This window comes from Streptomyces sp. NPDC002104 (assembly GCF_053593795.1).
Genome location: NZ_JBSFDF010000027.1, coordinates 38,825 through 60,414 on the forward strand (window position 1 = coordinate 38,825; position 21,590 = coordinate 60,414).

Consider the following 21,590-nt stretch of genomic DNA (forward strand, 5'->3'; position numbering starts at 1 on the left):
ACCCCGGGGACGACCGTTCACCGACGGGGGACGACCGGTCGGCGCACGGTGCGGTGGGATACGTCAGGCGGCGGATAACTCCACGCGCGCGGTCCGGCACGCTCGGTGCACACGCACCTGTATGGGGACTTGCACACCGACGCGCATCCCGATGCGCCATCCCGACCCGATCCCGACCCGATCCCGACCCGGAAGGGGCAGCCCATGTCGCCCATGTCCGCGACCGCCGGCACCGTCACGGTCCCCCGCCGCCGCACCGACGCGTACGCCCTCGCCCGGCTGGAGAGGGAACACGGCAAGGCGCTCCACGGATTCCTCCTCGGTCTCACGTTCGGTGACCGCCACCGGGCCGAAGACCTCGTCCAGGAGACCCTGTTCCGCGCCTGGAAGAACCCGGAAGCCCTGGAGAACGGCGCCCACGCCTCCCTGCGGCCCTGGCTGTACACCGTCGCCCGGCGGGTGGCCATCGACGCCCGCCGGGCCCGGCTGTCGCGCCCCACCGAGGTCGGGCCCGACGGGCTGGAGCAGTCGCCGGCCGACGAGGACCGCACCGAACGCTCCGTCGCCGTCCTCGACGTCCGCGACGCCCTGCGCTCACTCAGCCCCGATCACCGGGCCGTCCTCCTCCAGATCTACTTCCGCGGGGCCAGCGTCTGCGAGGCCGCCGAGGCGCTCGGCGTACCGGCCGGCACGGTCAAGTCCCGTACGTACTACGCGCTGCGGGCCCTGCGCGCCCTCCTGCCCGGCTACGACGACGGCCACCTCCGCGCGTGAGCGGACCTCCAGCTTCGCCAGGATGTGCGAGACATGGGTCTGGACGGTCCGGCGGGACAGGAAGAGCGCCGAGGCGATCTCCGGATTCGTCCGGCCCCGCGCGACCAGCAGTGCCACCTTCAGCTCCGCCGGAGTCAGCGCCTGCCACCCCCGCGCCGGCCGCCGCCGGGCCGCCCGGCTGCCCCGCCGCACCCCCAGGCTCCGCAGCCGGGCGTCGGCCCGGGCGATGTCCCAGCGGGCACCGAGGAGTTCGTACGAGGCCACCGCGCCGGTCAGCGCCGACCGCGCGGCGGGCAGGTCCCCGTGCCAGGCCCGGGCCACCGCCAGGTCCTCCAGCGTCTGGCCCGCCACCAGCCCGCCCCGTGCCAGCGCCGCCGCCTCCACCAGCAGTTCCGGGTCCTGCGCGAACAGCCCGCGGGAGCGCAGCAGCGCCAGGGCCGGACCCGGCTGCTCCGGCAGCGCCGCCGCCGTGCGCGCGCAGGCGGCCAGCGCCGACCGGGCCGTACCGGTGTCCCGGTCCTCCAGCGCGAGGCGGACCGCCTCCGACAGCGCCCAGGGACGGTCGAAGGCCACCGCCTCGTCCACGCCGTCCTCCAGCGCGGGCAGCAGCGCCTCCAGCGCCGCGCGGGGGCTCCCGTCGCGCTCCGCGAGCAGCGCGCGGGCGAGCAGTACCTGCGCGGTGTGCCGGCGGGCCGCGGGCGGCTCGTACGCCGCCGGACCGAGCGCAGCCAACTCCGCCCGCGCTGAACTCTGTTCGCCCCGGTGGCCCAGGATCAGGGCGCGCAGCCCGCGGGTCAGCACCGGCAGCCAGGCGTCCGAGACGGGCATGCCCTCGGCCCGGGCGAGGCCGGCCAGCGCGGCGTCCCAGTCGCCGAGCCGGTAGCGCAGATCGGCCAGCAGCACCTCCGTGACGACGAGCCGGCCCGTCGAACCGGTCCGGGCCGCCAGCTCCCGGGCCTCGCGCAGCGCCGCGGCGGCGGAGTGCGGCTCGTCGAACCGCAGATGGCCCTCGGCCTGGTTGGCGAGCAGCAGCAGCCGCATGTCGTTGGCGGCCGGGCTGCGGCGGGCGTGCGCGATCCCGGCCGCGACGTGACGCAGCGATTCCCGGCCCCGGTTCAGGTGGAACAGCGCGAAGGACATGGCGTGTTCGGCCTCCGCGCCGCAGAGCGGATCACCGAGCAGCCGAGCCCGCTCCACCAGCGGCCCGGCGAGCGCGTACGCCTCCTCGGGCCGATGCAGATCGGCCAGCGCCAACACCCGACACGCCTCGAGCCGCAACCGCATGACACCCCCGGGTCCGTTGCCTCCGGGTTCCTCGGCCCCGGGTCCGTTGCCTCCGGGTTCCTCGGCCCCGGGTCCGTTGCCCCCGGGTCCCTCGGCCCCGGGTCCCTTGCCCCCGGGTCCCTTGCCCCCGGGCCCCTTGCCCCCGGGCCCCTCGGCCCTGGGTTCCTCGGCCCCGGGTCCCTTGCCCCCGGGTCCCTTGCCCCCGGGCCCCTCGGCCCTGGGTTCCTCGGCCCTGGGTTCCTCGGCCCCGGGCCCCTCGGCGGTTGCCGCCGCCCCGGCTGTCCACGGACCGGCCGACGCCGCTCCGGTCGTCCCCACTGCGGCTGTCGCCGGACCGGCCAGGGCTGCCTCGGCTGTCGCCTCACCCGCGAGGCCCTCCTCGGCCGTCACCGCACTGGCTGCCGCCGGACCGGCGAGCACTGCCTTGCCGGTCGCCGTCCTGGCCGGCGCCGCCTCGGCTGTCGCCCCAGCCGTCAGGGCCTTCTCGGCCGGCACTGCCCCGGCCGCCCCGGCTTTTGCCTCTTCGGCCAGTGCTGCCTCGGCCAGGGCCTCCTCGGTGATCTCCAGGGACTGGGCCATGTCCCCCTGGATCATCAGCGCCGACACCAGCTTGAAGGCGAGCGCGGTCCGCCGCGCGGGATCCTGCGCCCGCTCCCGCAGCGTGCGGATCAGCTCCACGGACTCGGGCCGCCGCAGCATCAGTGCGGCCTCGGCGAGCCCGTCCTCCAGGGCCTCCCGGTACTGGCTCCCGGGCCGGTCGGGGGTCCGGTCCGCGCGCCGCTCCCGGTCAGGTCGGCTCCTCCGGGTCGCGTCGGGCGAGTCCGCGGCGTCCGGTGCCGGGTCCGGGTGTGCTGTCGGGGCGTTCGCGTACGGGGCGTATGGGGTCGCCTCGGCAGTGTGGCCAGGCATGGTGCCGGGCATCGCCGGCCCGGCGGGATCCGAAGGAGACGACCTGGGTCCGGCGTCGTGCGCCTGGGGTCGCCCCGGGGCCCGTTCGGTGCCCCGTCGTGCGGTCTGCGCCGCGGACTCTGCGTCCTGCCCCGCGCTCCATCCCGGGCCTTGTGCCGGTTCCTGTTCCGGTTCCGCGCTCTGTTCTGCGTCCCGTTCCGGGGCCTGTTCCGGGCCATGTTCCGGGTCCTGTCCCGGGTTCTGTGCCGCGTCCCGTGCCGGGCCTCGTTCCGGGGCTGGATCCTGGTCCTGCCCAGGGTCCACGCCCCGTTCCGCGTCCTGGGCCGCGCTCTGTTCCACCGCGCGGCTCAGCAGTGCCGCCGCCGTTTCGGGGGACGCCGTGATCAGGGCCCGGGCCGACTCCGCCGTCCAGCGCACCGCCCACGGCTCCAGCGCCCCGCCGGCCAGTAGCTGTGCCGCGGTGCGGGTGGGATCGAGGTCCGCCGCGGCGAAGGCTCGTGCGGCGTCCTGGTGGAGGGCGCTGCGGGCGGCCCGGGGGAGCTCCGCGTACAGGGCCAGCCGTACGGCCGGCTGCCGGAAGCGCAGGGCGTCGCCGCCGGGCGCCGGGAGTCCGGCGGGCAGGGCGGCCGGTTCCAGTACCCCGGTGACCAGGGGCGTCTCCAGGTCCGCGAGCAGGTCCCGGACCGGGAGCGACCGTACGAGGGCCAGCTCGCGCGCCGTGAAGGCCGGTCCGAGCAGGGCGGCCTGCCGGAGCGTGGCCACGGCCGCCCGGGGGAGCCGGCCCAGCTCACGGGTCGCCGACTCCGGGGGTGGCGGCAGGTCCGCCACGGGGAGGGTGAGTTCGGCCTGGTCGGCGCGGACCTCGATGAGGGCGGACCAGTGCGCGAGCAGCTCCCGCAGCAGCCGGGGATTGCCGCCCGCGTGCCCGGCGGCCTCCCGCAGCCGGGGGCCGGGCGCCGCGCCCAGCACCTCCCGGACCAGCGCGGCCGATTCCGCCCCGGTCAGCGGCTCCAGCCGGAGCGTGCGCCCGCCCGGCCCGCCGCCCAGGGAGGCGCACAGCTCCTCCACCTCCGGCCGCCGGGGCAGCCGCCGCCGGGCCGTCAGCAGCAGCAGCGGCAGCCGCTGCGCGGCCCGCGCGAGGTGGCGCCAGAGCAGCAGGGTGGCCGGATCCGCCCACTGGAGGTCGTCCAGGGCGAGGAGCAGGGGCCGCCGCGCGCACCACTCCTCGACGTCGGCGGCCAGCAGGTCCACGGCCGCCAGCAGCGCCCCGCCGGGTTCGGCCGACCGGGCGGCCTCCCGGAGCAGCGCCAGTGCCCGGGCCCGGCCGGGGCCGGACGGATGCAGGCAGTCCAGCGCCGCGCGCAGCGGGAGCCCGGCGCCCAGGGACTCGGCGGCCCCGTACCGGACCCGGCATCCGAGCGCGGCCGCGTCGGCCAGCGCCTCGCGCAGGAAGGAGGTGCGGCCCGCGCCGGGCTCCCCCTCCACGAGCAGGCAGGCTCCGCCGCCCTCCCCGCCGATGGCCCCCCGCACCCATGTCCGTACCACGGCACGGCACTCGTCGCGGTGCTGTTCTCGCCCGACCCGCACGTCGGCGATCCCTCCGGTCGTTCGCGCCCCTTCCAGAATGGCAGGCCGCGGGCCGCTCAGCGCCGGGGAATTCGGCCAGGTGAGGCCGAACTGTGCACCCCTGCACGGTATTTGGGAATCCGGACCGTTATCTTCATGCCCGCGCCCACACCCGTTTCGATGACGAGCCCGTGGCCGTCCCCGTAGACCTGGCGCAGCCGGTCGTCCACATTGGGCAGCCCGATGCCGGAGGAGGAGCCCGGCTGTTCCCCGGCCAGGATCCGGCGCAGCAGGGACGGGTCCATGCCGACGCCGTTGTCCTCGATGGTGATCAGCGCCTCCGCGCCCGCGTCCCGGGCTGCGATGGTGATCCGGCACTCCTCGGTGGAGTCCTCCAGCCCGTGCTTGACGGCGTTCTCCACCAGCGGCTGCAGGCACAGGAAGGGCAGCGCCACCGGCAGCACCTCGGGCGCCACCTGCAGGGTCAGCTTGAGCCGTTCCCCGAACCGGGCCCCGGCCAGCGCCAGGTACTGCTCGATGGACCGCAACTCCTCGGCCAGCGTGGTGAACTCCCCGTGCCGCCGGAAGGAGTAGCGGGTGAAGTCCGCGAACTCCAGCAGCAGGTCCCGGGCCCGCTCCGGATCGGTGCGTACGAACGAGGCGATCGCCGCGAGGGAGTTGAAGATGAAGTGCGGGGAGATCTGTGCGCGCAGCGCCTTGATCTCGGCCTCCATCAGCCGGGTCCGCGAACGGTCCAGCTCGGACAGCTCCAGCTGTACGGACACCCAGCGCGCGACCTCGGTGGCGGCCCGCACCAGCACCGCCGACTCCCGCGACCCGTAGGCCACCAGCGCGCCCAGCATCCCGTCCTCGCCGGTCAGCGGGGCCACCACGGCCCATTTGAGGGGGCAGTCGGGCCGCTCGCACTCGGTGCGCACGCTCTGGCTGCGCCCGGAGTCCAGCATGACCGCGACCCGGGCCATCGCCCGGCGCTCGTGGTGATCGGCGCCCGGGCCGTCCCAGGCGAGGACGTGTCCGCGGTCGGTCAGGCACAGCGCCTCGGTGCCGAGGAGGGAGCGCAGCCGCTTGGCGGCCTTGCGGGCGGCGTCCTCGGTGAGTCCGGCCCGCAGCGGGGGAGCGGCGAGGGAGGCGGTGTGCAGGGTGTGGAAGGTGGCCCGTTCGACGGGGGTGCCCAGGTCGAGGCCGAGGGCGCGCTCGTCCTGCCGGGCGTGCCACCGGCCGCCGGCCCAGCCGAGGCCGAGCAGCAGCGCCCCGCCGGCCGCGACGAGCACCGAGAGCAGTGCTCCGGTCATGGTGTGCCGCCCTCCTCCGCGAGCAGTGCTCCGGTCGTGGTGTGCTGCTTCTCGTGGTGAGCAGTGCTCCGGTCAGCGTGTGCCGCCCTTGAGTGAGAGCAGTGCTCCGGGACGGAGCGCCGGTCTCTGCTGTGCGCGCCGCTCCGGTCGCAGAGCGCGGCTCCGGTCACGGAGCACTGCTCTTTCCGGCCCGGGCGGCAGCATCGGCACCGGCGGCCCCGGAGCCGCCCGCGGGGCCGCCGCCGCCCGCGGGAGCCGGTTCCGACACCGCCTCCGGGAGGTGGAGCCGGGCCAGCGTCGCGGCCGTGCCCGGCGGGATCCGCCCGCGCGTGCCCAGCGACACCGCCACCATCGTCAGGAACCCCAGCGGGACGGACCACACCGCCGGCCACGCCAGCAGCGTGTTCACCCACCCCGCCGGCGCCAGTCCGGCCCGCGTCGCCAGCACCGCGCTCAGCGCCGCCCCGCCCCCCGTCACCAGCCCGGCCACCGCCCCCGGCGGTGTCAGCCCGCGCCACCAGATGCCCAGCACCAGCAGCGGACAGAACGAGGACGCCGACACCGCGAAGGCCAGCCCCACCGCGTCCGCCACCGGCACCTCCGTCACCGCCACGCTCCCGGCCAGCGGCACCAGGATCGCCACCAGCACCGCGACCCGGAAGCTGCGCACCCCGCGCGAAGGCAGCACGTCCTGGTGCAGCACCCCCGCCACCGCCATCGTGAGCCCCGAAGCCGTGGACAGGAACGCCGCGAACGCGCCCCCCGCCAGCAGCGCCCCCAGCAGCTCCCCGGCGAACCCGCCCACCAGCCGGTCCGGGAGCACCAGCACCGCCGCGTCCGCCTCCCCGGTCAGGGCCAGCTCCGGGGCGTAGATCCGGCCCAGGGCCCCGTAGACCGGCGGCAGCAGGTAGAAGGCGCCGACCAGGCCGAGCACGACCAGCGTGGTGCGCCGGGCCGTCCCGCCGTTCGGGCTCGTGTAGAAGCGCACCGCCACGTGCGGCAGCCCCATGGTCCCGAGGAAGGTGGCCAGGATCAGCCCGTACGTGGCGTACAGCCGCAGTTCGGGCCGGTCCCCGGACAACGGCTCCGACCAGCTCGACACCCCGGGTCCGCCCTCCGCCCGGCTCTGCGGCACCGCGGAGTCCGGGGCGAACTCCAGCCGCGCGTGCGCCCGTACGGAATGCTGCCCGGCGCCGAGGGTCACGGACTGCCCGGTGTACGCCCGCCCGTCGACCTGCCCGGTCACCGTCACCGTCAGCGGCTCGTCCAGGGACAGCCGTACGTCCTCGGCCAGCGTGACGGCGGTGTGCTCGCGGAACACCGCCGGGGCGTCGAAGGAGGCGCGCGGGGCGCCGTCCCCCGCCCAGGCCGCCAGCAGGAAGAAGGCGGGCACCAGCAGGGCGGTGAACTTCAGCCAGTACTGGAAGGCCTGCACGAACGTGATGGACCGCATCCCGCCGGCCGCCACCGCCGCCGTCACCACACAGGCGACGACCACCCCGCCCACCCAGTGCGGGGCCCCGGTCAGGATCTCCAGCGTCAGGCCGGCGCCCTGGAGCTGCGGCAGCAGGTACAGCCAGCCGACGCCGAGCACGAACAGCACCGCGATCCGGCGCACCGCCTGCGATTCGAGCCGGGCCTCGGCGAAGTCGGGCAGCGTGTACGCGCCCGAGCGGCGCAGCGGGGCCGCGACCAGCACCAGCAGCACCAGGTACCCGGCGGTGTAGCCCACCGGGTACCAGAGCATCTGCGGCCCCTGGAGCAGCACCAGCCCGGCCACGCCGAGGAAGGAGGCCGCCGAGAGGTACTCGCCGCCGATGGCCGCCGCGTTGAGGCGCGGGCCGACCGTGCGCGAAGCCACGTAGAAGTCCGAGGTGGTCCGGGAGATCCGCAGGCCCAGCGCGCCGACCAGCACCGTGACCAGGACGACGACGGCGACCGCGGTCAGCGCGTACGTCTGGTTCACCGGGACGGTCCTTCGGCTGGGCGCGGGCGCGGCCCGGCGCGGGTGTCGGATCCCGGCCGTGTGCCGGGGCTCCGGGAGTCTACGCACGCCCCCGGACCGGGCGACAGGCCCGCTCGCAGGTCAGGCCGGATATGGCTCAGCGGGCGGGATCGCGGTGCTCCGCGCAGTCCCGCAGGGCGATCTCCAGCTCCACGTACGATTCCTCGGCGCGCCGGAAGGCCAGCGTCAGGGCCGCCTCGGCCCGGGGCGGCAGCTGTCCGTACGCGCCCTCGTGGGCCTCGTACAGGACGTCGGCCCAGCGCGCGGCCGCGCTCCGCAGGCGGGCCAGCAGCACCTCGGCCTCGGCGGGACCGGCCGGCCGGGTGCGGGGCAGTCCGGTCAATGCGTCGAGGAGCGCCTGGATTTCGGACATCTGCCACCTCCCAGGGCCGAAGATCCACGATACCCGCGGGGGTCCGCGCGGGCGGCCGGTCAGGCCGCCGCTGCGGCCGACGGCCCGGGCGGATCGCCGTACGCGCCCGCCCGCACGGTGAACGGTCCGCCGCCGCGCCGGACGGTCGGCGCGGGCCCTGCGGGGCTGTCCCCTACCCACCCTTCGCCCGTTCCCCGGGGCTGCGCCCCGGACCTGCCTCGGGGCTGCGCCCCGGACCTGCCTCGGGGCTGCGCCCCGGATCAGGGGGGGGGTCAGCCCATCGCCTGGCGCATCAGCAGGTCCCGCAGCTCCCGTGTGTGTCTGCGGCTCACCTGGAGTTCGGCCGAGCCGACGCGGACCGTGGTCGTCCCGGAGTCCAGGCGCAGTTCGTCGATGCGGGCCAGCGCGACCAGGTGGCGGCGGTGGATGCGAACGAACCCGCGCGCCGCCCACCGCTCCTCCAGGGTGGCCAGCGGGATCCGCACCAGATGGCTGGTTCCCTCGTCGGTGTGCAGCCGGGCGTAGTCGCCCTGGGCCTCCACGTACGCGATGTCGGCGATCGCCACGAAGCGGGTGACGCCGCCCAGTTCGACGGCGATCTGGTCCGGCGCGCGGTCCGCGCCGCGGGCGGCGGTCGCCGCGACGGGCGACCCGGGGATCCGGGGGGCGGCCGCGCGGGCCGCCGGTACGGCGGGCACGGCCTCGGGGGCGGACGCCACGGGCTGTTCCCCGGACCGCCCGGACTGTTCCCAGGCCCGCCGCACGGCCTCGGCCAGCCGCTCCGGCCGTACGGGCTTCAGCACGTAGTCCACGGCCTTGAGGTCGAAGGCCTGTACGGCGAACCCCTCGTGCGCGGTGACGAACACGATCAGCGGCGGCCGCGCGAACCCGGCCAGCAGCCGGGCGATGTCCAGCCCGGTCAGCCCCGCCATGTGGATGTCGAGGAAGACCACGTCGATGACGTCGGCCCCGTCCGGGCCGCTCTCCAGCGCCCGCGTGATCCGGCGCAGCGCCTCCGTGGCGTCCGAGGCGCCCTCGGCGCTGAGCACCCGCGGGTCCGAGCGCAGCAGGTAGAGGAGCTCTTCCAGCAGGGGCTTCTCGTCGTCGACGGCCAGTACGCGCAGCATGATGCGGAGTCTAGGTTCCGCCCGGCCGGTGCGAAACGGTGCGCGGCCCCCGCCCCGGGGGGAGGGGAGGCGGGGGCCGCGCGGTCGGGTGGTCGCGGGGGCGCCGGTCGGCGCGGGGCCGGCGGGGCCGGCGGGGCCGGCGGGTCTACTGGCTCTATTGGTCTATTGGGGCTATTGGGGCTACTGGACCGTGATGAGCTTGCCGTCGGGGGCGACGGCGTACCAGGTGCCGCCGACGCCCTGGCCGTTGGTGTCGCCGGCCTTCTTGTCGCCGGTGAAGGTGTAGACCGGCCAGCAGTTCACCGTCTGCTGCTTCTTGCCGTCGGGGCGGTCGAGCACCAGGTAGTTCTTCTCGATGATCCCCTTGGTGTTCGCCCGGTCCACCGGCGGCACGACCGGCCACTTGGCCACGCAGGCGCCCTCGCACTTGGAGACCATGGGCCACGCGGTGTCCGGCTTGAACCGGTAGACCGTCATGCCGTTGCCGTCGACGATGTGGTCACCGAGCTTCGGGTCCTTGGCCACGGTCAGCGCGCCGGAGGCCTGGCCCGCGCCGGCCGGCGCGGGGGCCGCCTTCGCCGCCTTCTTGCCGTCGGGGGCCGCCGCGAACCAGGTCCCGCCGACGCCCTGCCCGTTGGTGTCGCCCGCCTTGGTGTCCTTGCTGAACCGGTACACGGGCCAGCCCGCCACCGTCAGCTGCTTGCTGCCGTCGGTACGGACCACCTCGCCCAGCAGCGCCGGGTCCATGCCCGCGGCCGCGGTGGCGTCGCCGGCCGCGACCACCGGCCAGGTCTTCGCGCAGTCCCCGTCGCAGGAGGACTTCGACGGCTCGGCGGTGTCCTTGTCGAAGCGGTAGAGGGTGAAGCCCGCGCTGTCGGTGAGTACCGAGCCGAGCTTCTCGTCCTGGGCGATGGCCAATTGACCGCCGGGCTTGGCGTCACCGGCGGAGGCGGCCGCGTCGGATCCCGAGCCGTAGTCGTAGCCGTCGCCCGAGGAGGGGGCCTGGGAGGGAGCGGCGACCGCTCCGGCCGGCTTGGCCGTGTCGCCCGCCGAGTCGCTCCCGCCGCACGCGGTCGCGGTGAGTGCGACGACGACCGCCACGGCCGCCAGGGTGGTTCCGCGCTTGATGCCCATGTTGATCTCTCCCACGTGTGTGTCCCTGCCTGCGCCGCCGCGTCCATCCGTCCGAGCGGAGTGGGGCGGCGGCAACTCTGCGCAGGACACGCCTCGTCGGAGCCGATCTGTTCAATTCCCCCGATGTGGGCTGTTTCACTCACCCCAGGTCGAACCCGGCCCGCCTCATGGCCGTGGCCACAGCGAGGCCGAGCGTGCGGTGTCCGGCGTCGTTCGGGTGCAGCCCGTCCGCCAGGTGCTCGGGGCCCAGCAGCTCCCGCCCCGGCAGCAGCGCCAGCCGCTCGTCCCCGGCCGCGATCCGCTCCCGGGCGGCCCGTTCCATCGCGTCCCGCAGGGCGCCCAGGGTGGCGCCCAGCTTGTTCGGGGTGCGTTCCGCGTCGGGGCGCAGCACGGGGGAGAGGAGGAGCAGCGGGGTCCGGGGGTGGCCCTGGCGGACCAGTTCGAGGAACGCGCGGGTGGTCTCGTACAGCAGGGGGGCCGAAAACGGCACGCGGGACCAGCAGTTGGTGCCGAAGGCGAGGGTGATGACATCGGCGGGGAGTCCGGCGATCTGCTCGGCGCAGGCCAGCTCGCCGCGCGCGGCGCCCGCGTAGCCGAGGTTGACGGGGTCCCAGCCGAGGGCGCGCCCCGCCACCGAGGGCCAGCCGTGCGCGGGCCGGGTGGACCACCAGCCCTCGGTGATGGAGTCGCCGTGCACCACCCAGCGGGTGGCCGGCGGCGCGGGGGCGACCGGGCCGCCGATCCCGCGCAGGCCGAGGATCAGCGGGGACTGGGTCTCGGGCGGGTGGATGGTGAACGGGCCGGAGCCGCCGGGCAGTTCGATCCGTACGACGGCCTCGGCGGCGGGTTCGGTGTACAGCTCGCTCACCACGCCGTGCCGGTCCCACAGGGCGAAGCCGTGGGCGAGGTCGCGCAGCGCGTCGGTGGGGCCGGGCACGGTCGCCCGGTAGTGGATCTCCACGGCCCGGGCGCCGGGCGCGGTGAACTCCAGGCGCACCCCGATGGGCAGCGTGGCCCGCTCGCCGGTGTCCCAGGGCAGCCGCATGGTGTCGGCCGGGTCGGCCCGCACGGGGCGGCCCCCGTCCAGCCAGGCCACACCGCGCAGGAAGGGCCCGGGGTCCAGCCAGGGCCCGGCGTCCGCGGCGGTGTGCGGCCCGGCGTCCGCGTCCGCGTCCGGTCCGGCTTCCCGTGTGCTCATCGTGCGCCTCCGACCGTCGGGTACGGGAACTTCACGGCGACGCCGCCGTCCACCACCAGCGTCTGCCCCGTCATGTACGAGGACTGCGGCGAAGCCAGGAAATACAGCGCGGCCGCGATGTCCCGGGGCTCCGCGACCCGGCCCAGCGGAGCGTTCTCCGCGTTGAGCCGGCGCCCCTGCGGACCCAGCAGGGCGGCGACCCGCGGGGTCCACACCACCCCCGGCGCCACCGCGTTGACCCGTACTCCGCGCGGGCCCAGCTCCACCGCCGCCGAGCGCACCAAGGACATGAGTCCCGCCTTCGCGGCGCCGTACGCGGCGTGCAGCGGGGCCGCGGTGAGTCCGGAGACGGAGGCGACGAAGACCAGCGGGCCGCCGCCGGCCGCCGCGACGGCCTCGCCGCCGTACTGGACGGCCAGCCAGGCGTGCCGCAGCACCAGGTCGAAGTGCCAGTCCCATGCGGAGTCGTCCAGCTCGGGCAGCGCGGCGTACCGGGCCATGCCGACGATGTCGACGACCCCGCCGACCGGGCGGCCGCCGAGCAGTTCCGGCGCCGCGGCGAAGAGCTCCCGCACGGTCTCGCGGTCCGTGACGTCGGCGGCGTACGGGACGCCCCCGGTCTCGGCGGCGACCGCCCTGGCCCGCTCCTCGTCCACGTCCACGCACAGCACGAGGGCCCCGCCCGCGGCGAGCGCGTGGGCGGTCTGGCGGCCGATGCCGTTGCCGGCGCCGAGCAGGACCAGGGCGCGGCCGTCGAGGCGGTGCAGGGCGGCGTAGTCGGGGACGGGGGAGGTGTCGGGGGCCGCGTCGGCGGCCGCGGAAGCGGTGTCGGGGCCCTCGCTCACGCGGACGCCTTCCGGGGGGTGTGGCGGGCCAGCTCCGGGATGACTTCCTTGCCCAGGATCTCCAGGGTCCGCAGGATCTCCCGGTGCTCCAGGTACCCCCACTGGACGTAGCAGATGAGCTGGTCGACGCCGAGGTCCGCGTACCGCTTGGCCTTGGCGACGATCGTCTCCGCGTCCCCGATGAGGATCATGTCCCCGTCGCTGAACTCCCGTACGGGCACGTTCCCTTCGATGATCGGGGTGAGCAGAGGAAAGGTCCGCTCCCGCTCCTGCGGGCTCAGGTGGGGCAGCTCCCACTCCAGGGTGAACCGCGCCAGGTTGGAGTACCACCAGGCGACCGACTCCCAGACCCGGGGGCCCGGCTCGGCGCGCGGCCCGGTCGCGTGGACCAGGGTGTAGGCGGCGACCCGGTCGGTGGTGACGTCGGTGAGGGGGCTCGGTGCGGCGGCCGCGGCCCGGTAGGCGGCCACCTGGGCGGCCATCGCCTCCAGCGGCTGCATGATCGAGAAGGAGAGCAGCCCGAGGCCGTGCGCGCCCGCGACCTCCGCGGAGCCGGGGGAGGTGGCCGCCATCCAGGCGGGAGGGTGGGGATCCTGCACCGGCTTGGGGGTGACCATGCGGCGCGGGAAGGTGAAGCGCTCCGATTCATAGGCGAAGTACTCCTCGCGCCACATTCCGGTCACGATCTCGATGGCCTCGCGCCAGTCCTCGCGGGACTTCTCCCGGTCCACCCCGAAGGCCGCCTGCTCCATGGGCGTGGACCGGCCGGTGCCCCATTCCACCCGGCCGCCGGAGAGCACGTCGACGGTGGCGACCTTCTCCGCGATCCGCTGCGGCGGGGTGAAGGCGAAGGGGGTCAGGGTCACGCCGAAGCCCAGCCGGATCTGCTCGGTCAGCCCCGCCAGGTGTCCGAGGAGCACCTCGGGGGCCGGGCAGTGCGAGCGGCCCTCGCGGAAGTGGTGCTCGACCGCCCAGACGGTACGGAAGCCCATCCGGTCGGCGAGCCGGATCTGTTCCACCGCCTCCCGGTAAGCGCGCTGCTCAGCGGCCCGCTGGCCGTGCGGGTGGGCTCCCCGCCAGGGCCGCGGCACGTCGATCTCGTAGAGCACGTCCAGGTCCATGGCGGCACGCTGCGGCAGATCTGACGAAGTGTCAAGAATGCCGGTCGAGGTGGCCCGCGCACTGATCGATCATCCCCGCGCAACAAAGGACCATCCAGGACAGATCCGCGCAACGATCAGTCGCCTATGTGCAAGGATGGTGCATTACGGGCGGTATCACTCAGCTCGTAGGCTCACTCGCTGTACGTGGAGTGGCGTGGACCGCCTGCTCGGCGGTCCGCATGCCCAGGCCCTCTCGGCCTGCTCCTGCTCCGGACCGCTGCGGTCGACGCCTCACACCCCACCCGCAGTGACAAGGAGTCCCCTCGTGCTCGATCACGGCCAGGCGCCACCGCTCACCCCCGAGCGCCCCAAGGCGGCCCACCCCCTGCTGCGCCGCAAGCCGGTGGAGCAGCTGGTCGCCGAGGGCGGCCAGGGCGAGGGCGGCTCGCTGCGCCGCTCGCTCACCATGTGGCAGCTCACGATGATCAGCATCGGTGCGACGCTCGGCACCGGCATCTTCGTCGTCCTCGGCACCGCGGCCCCCAAGGCCGGCCCCGCCGTCACGATCTCCTTCGTCATCGCGGGCCTGACCGCCCTGTTCTCGGCCCTCTCCTACGCGGAGCTGGCCGGATCGGTGCCGGTCTCCGGATCCTCGTACTCGTACGCCTACGCCACCATGGGCGAGCTCGTCGCCTGGGTCTGCGGCTGGTGCCTGATCCTGGAGTACGGGGTCTCCGTGGCGGCGGTCGCCGTCGGCTGGGGCGAGTACCTCAACGAGTTCCTCGACGGGACGATAGGCGTCAAGATCCCGGAGAGCATCTCCGCCCCGATGGGCGAGGGCGGCTTCATCAACCTGCCGGCGCTCGTCGTCGTCCTGCTCGCCATGGTCTTCCTCATGCGCGGGGCCAAGGAGAGCGCCCGGATCAACTCGATCATGGTTGGCGTGAAGATCGTCACCCTGCTGCTCTTCATCGGCATCGGTGCCATGGGCATCAAGTCCGGCAACTACTCGAACTTCAACCCGCTCGGCCGGGAAGGCATCACCGCTGCGGCCGGCACCCTCTTCTTCTCCTACATCGGCTTCGATGCCGCCTCCACCGCCGGTGAGGAAGCCAAGAACCCCAAGCGCGACCTGCCCCGCGCGATCATGCTCTCGCTGCTGATCGTCACGGTCCTCTACGTCCTCGTGGCCTTCGTCGCCGTCGGCGCCATGCCCTGGCAGGACTTCGAGGGCACCGAGGCCGCGCTCGCCCAGATCATGACCGACGTCACCGGCCACAACGTCTGGGGCGTCGTCCTCGCCGCGGGCGCGGTCGTCGCCATCGCCTCGGTCGTCTTCGCCGTGCTCTACGGCCAGACCCGCATCCTCTTCGCGATGTCCCGCGACGGCCTCGTGCCCAAGGCCTTCGGCAAGGTCAACGCCCGCACCGGCGTCCCCCGCGCGAACGTGGTGATCGTCGGTCTCTTCTGCGGACTCCTCGCCGCCACCATCCCGCTGGGCAAGCTGGCCGACGCCACGAGCATCGGCACGCTGTTCGCCTTCGGCCTGGTCAACGTTGCCGTCATCATCCTGCGCTTCACCCGCCCGGACATGCCGCGCACCTTCAAGGTGGCCCTGTTCCCGCTCACGCCGATCCTCGGCTTCCTCGCCTGTGCCTGGGTGATGTGGAGCCTCGACGCCGTCACCTGGCAGGTCTTCGGTGGCTGGATGGCCGTCGGGCTCGTGATCTACTTCCTGTACGGCATCCGCCGCTCCCGACTGGCCTCAGCAGAACCGGCCACAGCAGAGAAGTGATCCACGCGCAGTGCGACTGAACGATCTCGACGAACGCATCGTGCACGCCCTCGCCAAGGACGCACGCCGTTCCTTCGCGGACATCGGCTCCGAGGTCGGACTCTCGGCCCCCGCCGTGAAGCGGCGTGTGGACCGGCTGCGTGCCGAAGGGGCCATCACCGGCTTCACCGTCCGCGTGGACCCCGCCTCGATGGGCTGGGAGACCGAGGGCTTCATCGAGATGTACTGCCGCCACAACACCTCGCCGGACGACATCCGGCGGGGGCTGGAGCGCTACCCCGAGGTGGTGTCCGCGTCGACCGTCACCGGCGACGCGGACGCCCTCGTGCAGATCTTCGCCTCCGACATGAGGCACTTCGAGCGGGTCCTGGAACGGATCGCGGGCGAGCCCTTCGTGGAGCGCACCAAGTCCGTGCTCGTCCTCTCCCCGCTGCTGCGCCGCTTCACTTCCGGCGCGCCCGCGTAGCGGGCCCGCTCCGTCCGGTCCGTCCGTCCGGCGCGGTGGACGGCGCGGCGGCGGCGCCGCCGGCCGGGCCCCTGCCGGTCCGGGAGCGGGCGAGCGTGCGGCGCTCCTCCTCGGTCAGGCCGCCCCACACCCCGTACGGCTCCCGCGTGCGCAGGGCGTGGTCCAGGCACGCCGCGCGCACCGGGCATTCGGCGCAGACCCGCTTCGCGGCGGCGTCGCGCTGCTCCCGGTCCTCGCCCCGCTCGTCCGCGGGATGGAAGAACCGGTTCCATCCGAGGTCGCGGCAGGCCGCACGGGTCTGCCACTGCCACTTGTGTCCGGCGGAGCCGGGCAGCCGGTCCACACGGGGCGCGGGGATGCGGGGGGTCGCGGAGGGTGCGGTGGACGTGGTCGCCCTGGAGGCCCTGGGGGTCATGACGGTTCCTTTCGCGCTGGATTCGCCGGCAGGTCTCCTGCGCGTGTGACCGCTCCGCACCGCACCAAACCCCGCCTGCCGCAACCCGGGATCGAGGGACGCGGCCCCAGCCGCCCAGGCGCCCAGCCGCCGGGCCGCCCAGCCCCCAGCCGCCGGGCCGGCAGCCCCGCCGGCCCTACCAGCGCAGGTGCCCCCGGCGGGCCCACTCCCCGGCCAGCAGCCGGTACGAGCGCACCCGGTCGGCGTGCCCGTGCGTGATCGTGGTGATCAGCAGCTCGTCCGCGCCGGTCGCCTCCCACAGCCGTTCCAGCGCGTCGGCCACGGTGGCCGGGGAGCCCGCGAACTGGGTCTCCACCCGGTCCGAGACCAGCTCGTGGTCGGCCGCCGACCAGTCCCGGGTCAGCGCCCGGGCCTCCTCCGGCGAGGGGAAGGGGATCGCCCCGTCGCCCGTCCTGATGCTGTGCACCCAGGGCGCGTACCCGGTGGCCAGTTCCCGGGCCTCGTCGTCGTCCGGAGCCACCACCACGTCGGCGGACACGCTCAGGTACGGCCGGTCCAGCCCGCCCGGCTCCGACGAGGGCTTGAAGGCCGCCCGGTAGGCCTCGGCCGCTTCCAGCACGCTCGCCGGGCTCACGTGGTAGTTCGCCGTGAACCGCAGCCCGCCCGCCCCGGCCGTCTCCGCGCTCACCCCCGCGCTGCTGCCCAGGATCCACACCTGTACGTCGGCGCCCTCCCCGGGTACGGCGTGCCCCTCCACCCCCTCCGGCGAGCGGTACTCCCCGCGCAACAGGGCCAGTACGTCGCCCACTTGCTCGGAGTACTCCTGCGGGGTGGCCCCCGGCAGCTGCAGCAGACGGTGCTGGAGCGCGATGCGCGGGTGATCGCGCAGGTGGGCGAAGGAGAACGGCTTCGGGATGCGCAGCCCGTTCGCCGTCGTGTACGCCACCGGCGGCTCGGCGCCGGGCCGGCGCACGGGCGGACCACCCGCCGAGCGGCCCAGACCGAGGTCGATCCGCCCCGGGTGCACCGCGTCCAGCAGGCCGAACTCCTCGACGGTGGACAGGGCCGTACGGTGCCCGAGCTGGACCGCCCCCGAGCCGATGCGGATCGTGGAGGTGGCCGAGGCGGTCAGAGCCAGCACGACGGCGGGAGAGGTCCCGGCGACCCCCACGTTCAGGTGGTGCTCGGCGAACCAGTAGCGGGTGTACCCGAACCGCTCGGCCTGCCGGGCCAGGTCGACGGTGCCGCGCAGGGCCTCGGCCGCCGTGGAACCGGACGGGATCGGTATGAGGTCGAGGACCCCGAGCGGGATGCCGGGCATGGTGTGCCCCTTTCTCTGTGACGGACTTCGGTCGCGGGCCCGCGGGCGGGCACGCGGTCGTACGGGTGCGGGAGCGGCCGTGGCTGCGGTCGTGGTTGCGGCTTCGACCGCGGGCCGGGGTGCTTCAGCCGCGGACCGGGGCGAGCGCGCGCGGCGCGGCCAGGCCGAGGTGGTCGCGCAGCGTCGGCCCCTCGTACGCGCGGCGGAACACCCCGCGCTCCTGGAGCAGCGGGACCACGGTGTCCGCGAAGGCGTCGAGCCCGCCGGGGGTCAGGTGCGGGACCAGGATGAATCCGTCGGCCGCGTCCGCCTGGACCAGGGCGTCGATGGCCTGGGCGACGGTGAGCGGCGAGCCGACGAAGGACTGCCGGGCGGTCGTCTCGATCACCAGTTCCCGGATCGACAGCTTCTTGGCGGCGGCCAGCTCCCGCCACTCCCGCGCCACGGCCACCGGATCGCGGTTCATGCGCACGCTCGCCCGGCCCAGCGCGATGGTGTTCTCCCCGGGCTCGGGATCGATGTCCGGAAGCGGCCCGTCCGGGTCGTAGGCCGACAGGTCCCGGTTCCAGACGTGCTCCAGGTACTTGATCGCGGTCGCCCCGCTGACCTGCAGGCGCCGCACCTCGTGGGCCAGTTCCCGCGCCTCGGCGTCGGTGTCGCCGAGGACGAAGGTCGCCGCCGGCAGGATCTTCAGCTCGTCGGGGGTGCGCCCGTACCGGGACAGACGCCCCTTGACGTCCGCGTAGAAGGCGCGGCCCTCGTCCAGCGTGCCGTACCGCCCGAAGATGGCGTCCGCGGAGGCCGCCGCGAACTCCCGGCCCTCGTCCGAATCGCCCGCCTGGAAGATCACCGGCCGCCCCTGGGGGCTGCGCGGCACGTTGAAGTGCCCGGAGATGTCGAACTGCTTGCCCCGGTGGGCGAAGGCGCCGGGGCCCGCGTCCCGCAGGAACTCCCCGGAGAGCGGGTCGGCGAGGATCTCGCCGCCGTCCCAGGAGTCGAACAGCTCGTGCGCGGTGTCCAGGAACTCCCGTGCCCGCTCGTAGCGTTCCTCGCGCGGCAGGAAGCCGCCGCGCCGGAAGTTCTCCCCGGTGAAGGCGTCCCAGGAGGTCACCACGTTCCAGGCGGCACGGCCCCCCGACAGGTGGTCGAGGGAGGCGAACTGGCGGGCCACCTCGTACGGTTCGTTGAAGGTGGAGTTGATCGTGCCGGTCAGCCCGAGGTGTTCGGTGACGGCGGCGAGGGCCGCCAGCACGGTGAAGGTGTCCGGGCGGCCCACCACGTCCAAGTCGTAGATCTCACCGCCCTGTTCGCGCAGGCGCAGGCCCTCGGCGAGGAAGAGGAAGTCGAACTTCGCGCGCTCGGCGGTCCGCGCGAAATGGACGAAGGAATCGAAGTCGATCTGGCTCCCGGCGGCCGGGTCGCTCCACACGGTGGTGCTGTTGACCCCGGGGAAGTGTGCTGCGAGGTGGATCTGCTTGAGCGGCTTGCTCATGGCTGCTGTCGGTCCTTCCTGGGGAATCAGGCGGCGGGGGAGGCGGTGGCGGGAGAAGCGGTGGCGGCGACCGCCGCGGCCGGGGCGGCGTAACGGTTCGCGGGGCGTTCGAGCCCCAGCAGGCCGCGGAGCGAGGAGGCCTCGTAGGCCTGCCGGAACACCCCGCGCCGCTGGAGCTCCGGGACCAGGCCGCGGGTGATCGCCGGCAGGTCGTGGGCGAGCACCCCCGGCCGCAGCCGGAAGCCCGTCAGCCCGGCCTCCTGCCCTTCCAGCAGCAGGTCGGCGAGGTGCGCCGGAGTCCCCGCGAAGACGGGGGCGTCACTCGTGTACGCGGACCCGTGCACGGCGTCCAGCCGCTGGAGGCGCCGCTCCGCCGCGGCCGGCTGCTCGTCGAGGAAGACCGTCAGCTCACCGAACAGGTGCGGGGTGCCGGGCAGCGCCGCGACGGCGGTGCGGATCTCGTCGGCGTTGCGCGCCGTCACGTAGCCGATGTCGGCGGACCGGGCGAGGAAGGGGTACGCGGCGGCGTCCGAGGCCAGCGCGCTGACCGGGGGCAGGCCCTGGGGCGGCCGCGGGGTGATGGAGGGGCCCTTCACACTGAAGTGCGGGCCCTCGAAGTCGATGTAGTGCAGCTTGGCGCGGTCGATGAACCGTCCGGTGGCCACGTCGCGGATCTCGGCGTCGTCCTCCCAGCTGTCCCACAGCCGGCGCACCACCTCGACGTGGTCCGCGGCCTCGCCGTACAGCTCGACCTGGTCCAGGACCCCCGCACGGCGCCCGAAGTGGGCCACCTCGTCCGGGCGTTCGGAGATCTGGATGCGCAGCCCGGCGCGCCCGCGGCTCACGTAGTCCAGGGTCGCGAGCGCCTTGGAGACGTGGAAGGGCTCGGTGTGCGTGGCCACCACGCTCGGCACCAGCCCGATGTGCCGGCTCAGCGGCGCCAGCCGGGCCGCGACCAGCACCGCGTCGAGCCGGCCCCGTACCAGGTCGGTGCGGCCGTCGGGCCCCGCCGGATCGGTGGACTGCAGGCTCAGCGAGTCCTCGAAGGTGACGAAGTCCAGCAGCCCGGCCTCCGCCTCGGCGACGAGCGCCGCCCAGTGGCCGGCGGTGAACAGCCGGTCGGCGTCCGCCCCCGGTTCGCGCCAGGCGGCGGGATGCCAGCCCGCTCCGTCGAGGGCCACGGCGAGGTGGAGAGCGGGGCCGGGGGTGGTGGTCGGGGAAGGGTGCACGGGCATGGTGGAACGGCCTCCTGATCGGGCGGCGCGGCGAAGGTGAGGAGCAGACGCGCGGAACGCGGGGTGCGCGGCGCGGGGCGCGGAACGCTGATCAGGAACGACAGAGGGAGCCGGCGACGCGCAGCAGGTCGATGTGCGCGCGGGAGTGCAGCCGCACGGTGCGGCGCGGGGTGAGGGCTTCACCGGCGGTTCGTACGGTCATGCCCAGCCACCCCCTTCACCTCGTGCTCCGGTCGTCCTACCGACGCTAGATCAGGCGGGACCGGGTCACAACGGGTGGAATGTCAATCCGTGTTAATGCTTCGTGTCGGGAGTGCGAAGCCCGATGAAGACCGGCTCGCGGCGCAGCGTGAACCCCATCGAGAGGTACAGCCCGACGGCCGAGGTGTTCTGCGCCGCGGCATGCAGGAACGGGGTGTCCCCGCGCTCCTCCACGGCGGCCGCGACCGCACGGATCAGCCGCCCGGCGAGCCCCTCGCCCCGGTGCTCGGGGTGCGTGCACACCGCGCTGATCTCCGACCAGCCCGGCGGCCGCATCCGCTCGCCCGCCATGGCGACGAGCCGGCCGCCGCGGCGGATCCCGAGGTACGTGCCCAGCTCGACGGTGCGCTCCCCGAACGGGCCGGGCCGCGTCAGCTCGACCAGCTCCAGCATCTCGGGCACGTCGGCGGGCCCCAGGACGACGGCCTCCGGCTCCTCCTTGGCCTCCACCGCGCGGCCGTCGAGCTGCACGCCCGGTATCGACATCACGGTCTCCCAGCCCGCGGGCGGGGTCGGCAGCCCGGTCACCCAGACCTCCCGGCCGGGGCCGGCGAGCTCGGCCAGATCCGCCCAGGCCCGCGGATCCTCCGGGTCGCTGAGCGCGGCGAAGGGGGAAACCCCGGCCGGGTAGCGGGCGGCGAGTCCGGCGGGACCGGGCTCGGCGAAGCTCCGGTGCGGGCCGTCGAGCGCGGCCCAGACGGGATTGTCGAGGACCGCTTCGGGCCGGGACTCACGGGACATGGGCGGAAGCTTCCTTCGATCGGGCGCAGGCACTCGTGCGGGCGGTCTTGACGGCCTCTGGCGGTGCCGTGAGACTGCGAACGCCAGCCTAATGGGGGTCGCGGACAGGAAGGGGGCACGGTGGACATGCTCACCGCACCATCCGCCGCCACCACCCCGCTGCGCCGCTCCTGGCTCACCCGCCGGCTGCACATCGATCTCCTCCGCGTCTGCAGTGCCACGGCCCCGGCCGC

The 21,590-nt window shown here is 74.6% G+C and carries 17 protein-coding genes and 1 pseudogene; 3 read left to right on the forward strand and 15 right to left on the reverse strand.

The genetic code is table 11. From position 1 onward, the window contains the following. Positions 1-204 precede the first annotated feature (204 nt). Positions 205-774: a sigma-70 family RNA polymerase sigma factor gene (locus ACWCP2_RS22550; protein ID WP_450910363.1), complete on the forward strand. Its 570-nt coding sequence runs from the start codon at positions 205-207 to the stop codon at positions 772-774. A 36-nt stretch (positions 775-810) separates the two neighbouring features. On the opposite strand, the pseudogene ACWCP2_RS22555 reads toward ACWCP2_RS22550, so the two are convergent. From ACWCP2_RS22555 to ACWCP2_RS22595, 9 genes and pseudogenes are all read right to left on the reverse strand, one after another. Beyond that, a pseudogene (locus ACWCP2_RS22555) lies at positions 811-4,554 on the reverse strand (AAA family ATPase); the annotation flags it as partial. Positions 4,555-4,610: 56 nt separating this feature from the next. Further along, positions 4,611-5,846 carry a histidine kinase gene (locus ACWCP2_RS22560; protein ID WP_450910364.1) on the reverse strand — a complete coding sequence of 412 codons (1,236 nt, stop codon included), beginning with the start codon at positions 5,844-5,846 and terminating at the stop codon, positions 4,611-4,613. A gap of 166 nt (positions 5,847-6,012) precedes the next feature. Then, entirely contained in the window at positions 6,013-7,812 is a 1,800-nt protein-coding gene (locus ACWCP2_RS22565; protein WP_450910365.1) for a sodium/solute symporter, read from the reverse strand. A 136-nt stretch (positions 7,813-7,948) separates the two neighbouring features. Next, complete coding sequence (locus ACWCP2_RS22570; RefSeq protein ID WP_399452829.1) at positions 7,949-8,224, reverse strand: hypothetical protein; 276 nt, start codon at positions 8,222-8,224, stop codon at positions 7,949-7,951. Between the two features lie 272 nt (positions 8,225-8,496). Continuing rightward, positions 8,497-9,351 (reverse strand): LytR/AlgR family response regulator transcription factor, encoded by an 855-nt coding sequence (locus ACWCP2_RS22575; protein ID WP_450910366.1) that lies wholly within the window; start codon positions 9,349-9,351, stop codon positions 8,497-8,499. A 180-nt stretch (positions 9,352-9,531) separates the two neighbouring features. Next, complete coding sequence (locus tag ACWCP2_RS22580; protein WP_450910415.1) at positions 9,532-10,485, reverse strand: SCO0930 family lipoprotein; 954 nt, start codon at positions 10,483-10,485, stop codon at positions 9,532-9,534. A 139-nt stretch (positions 10,486-10,624) separates the two neighbouring features. Then, positions 10,625-11,683 carry a GDSL-type esterase/lipase family protein gene (locus tag ACWCP2_RS22585; protein WP_450910367.1) on the reverse strand — a complete coding sequence of 353 codons (1,059 nt, stop codon included), beginning with the start codon at positions 11,681-11,683 and terminating at the stop codon, positions 10,625-10,627. Then, entirely contained in the window at positions 11,680-12,528 is an 849-nt protein-coding gene (locus tag ACWCP2_RS22590) for an SDR family NAD(P)-dependent oxidoreductase (RefSeq protein WP_450910368.1), read from the reverse strand. Before ACWCP2_RS22590 ends, ACWCP2_RS22585 begins: the two co-directional genes overlap by 4 nt. After that, positions 12,525-13,649: an LLM class flavin-dependent oxidoreductase gene (locus ACWCP2_RS22595; RefSeq protein ID WP_450910369.1), complete on the reverse strand. Its 1,125-nt coding sequence runs from the start codon at positions 13,647-13,649 to the stop codon at positions 12,525-12,527. Before ACWCP2_RS22595 ends, ACWCP2_RS22590 begins: the two co-directional genes overlap by 4 nt. A 307-nt stretch (positions 13,650-13,956) precedes the next feature. Between ACWCP2_RS22595 and ACWCP2_RS22600 the strand changes: the two genes are divergently transcribed. Beyond that, a complete protein-coding gene (locus tag ACWCP2_RS22600) occupies positions 13,957-15,426 on the forward strand; it encodes an amino acid permease (RefSeq protein ID WP_450910370.1) in 1,470 nt (489 codons plus the stop codon). Between the two features lie 10 nt (positions 15,427-15,436). Further along, positions 15,437-15,892, forward strand: a complete 456-nt coding sequence (locus ACWCP2_RS22605) for an Lrp/AsnC family transcriptional regulator (protein WP_243334460.1) — start codon at positions 15,437-15,439, stop codon at positions 15,890-15,892. Here ACWCP2_RS22605 and ACWCP2_RS22610 read toward each other — a convergent pair. The 6 genes from ACWCP2_RS22610 to ACWCP2_RS22635 all read right to left on the reverse strand — a co-directional run bounded on the left by ACWCP2_RS22610 (position 15,870) and on the right by ACWCP2_RS22635 (position 21,357). Beyond that, positions 15,870-16,307: a WhiB family transcriptional regulator gene (locus tag ACWCP2_RS22610; RefSeq protein ID WP_450910371.1), complete on the reverse strand. Its 438-nt coding sequence runs from the start codon at positions 16,305-16,307 to the stop codon at positions 15,870-15,872. The two genes, ACWCP2_RS22605 and ACWCP2_RS22610, sit on opposite strands and share 23 nt — an antisense overlap. 175 nt (positions 16,308-16,482) lie before the next feature. Further along, the gene (locus tag ACWCP2_RS22615; RefSeq protein WP_450910372.1) at positions 16,483-17,628 is read right to left on the reverse strand and encodes an LLM class flavin-dependent oxidoreductase; all 1,146 of its coding nucleotides are present in this window, start codon (positions 17,626-17,628) and stop codon (positions 16,483-16,485) included. Between the two features lie 124 nt (positions 17,629-17,752). Further along, entirely contained in the window at positions 17,753-19,120 is a 1,368-nt protein-coding gene (locus ACWCP2_RS22620; protein ID WP_450910373.1) for an NtaA/DmoA family FMN-dependent monooxygenase, read from the reverse strand. A 26-nt stretch (positions 19,121-19,146) separates the two neighbouring features. Next, positions 19,147-20,355: an LLM class flavin-dependent oxidoreductase gene (locus ACWCP2_RS22625; protein WP_450910374.1), complete on the reverse strand. Its 1,209-nt coding sequence runs from the start codon at positions 20,353-20,355 to the stop codon at positions 19,147-19,149. Between the two features lie 91 nt (positions 20,356-20,446). Then, the gene (locus ACWCP2_RS22630) at positions 20,447-20,557 is read right to left on the reverse strand and encodes a putative leader peptide (RefSeq protein WP_450910375.1); all 111 of its coding nucleotides are present in this window, start codon (positions 20,555-20,557) and stop codon (positions 20,447-20,449) included. A gap of 92 nt (positions 20,558-20,649) precedes the next feature. Continuing rightward, positions 20,650-21,357: a GNAT family N-acetyltransferase gene (locus tag ACWCP2_RS22635; protein ID WP_450910376.1), complete on the reverse strand. Its 708-nt coding sequence runs from the start codon at positions 21,355-21,357 to the stop codon at positions 20,650-20,652. Positions 21,358-21,590: the final 233 nt, after the last annotated feature.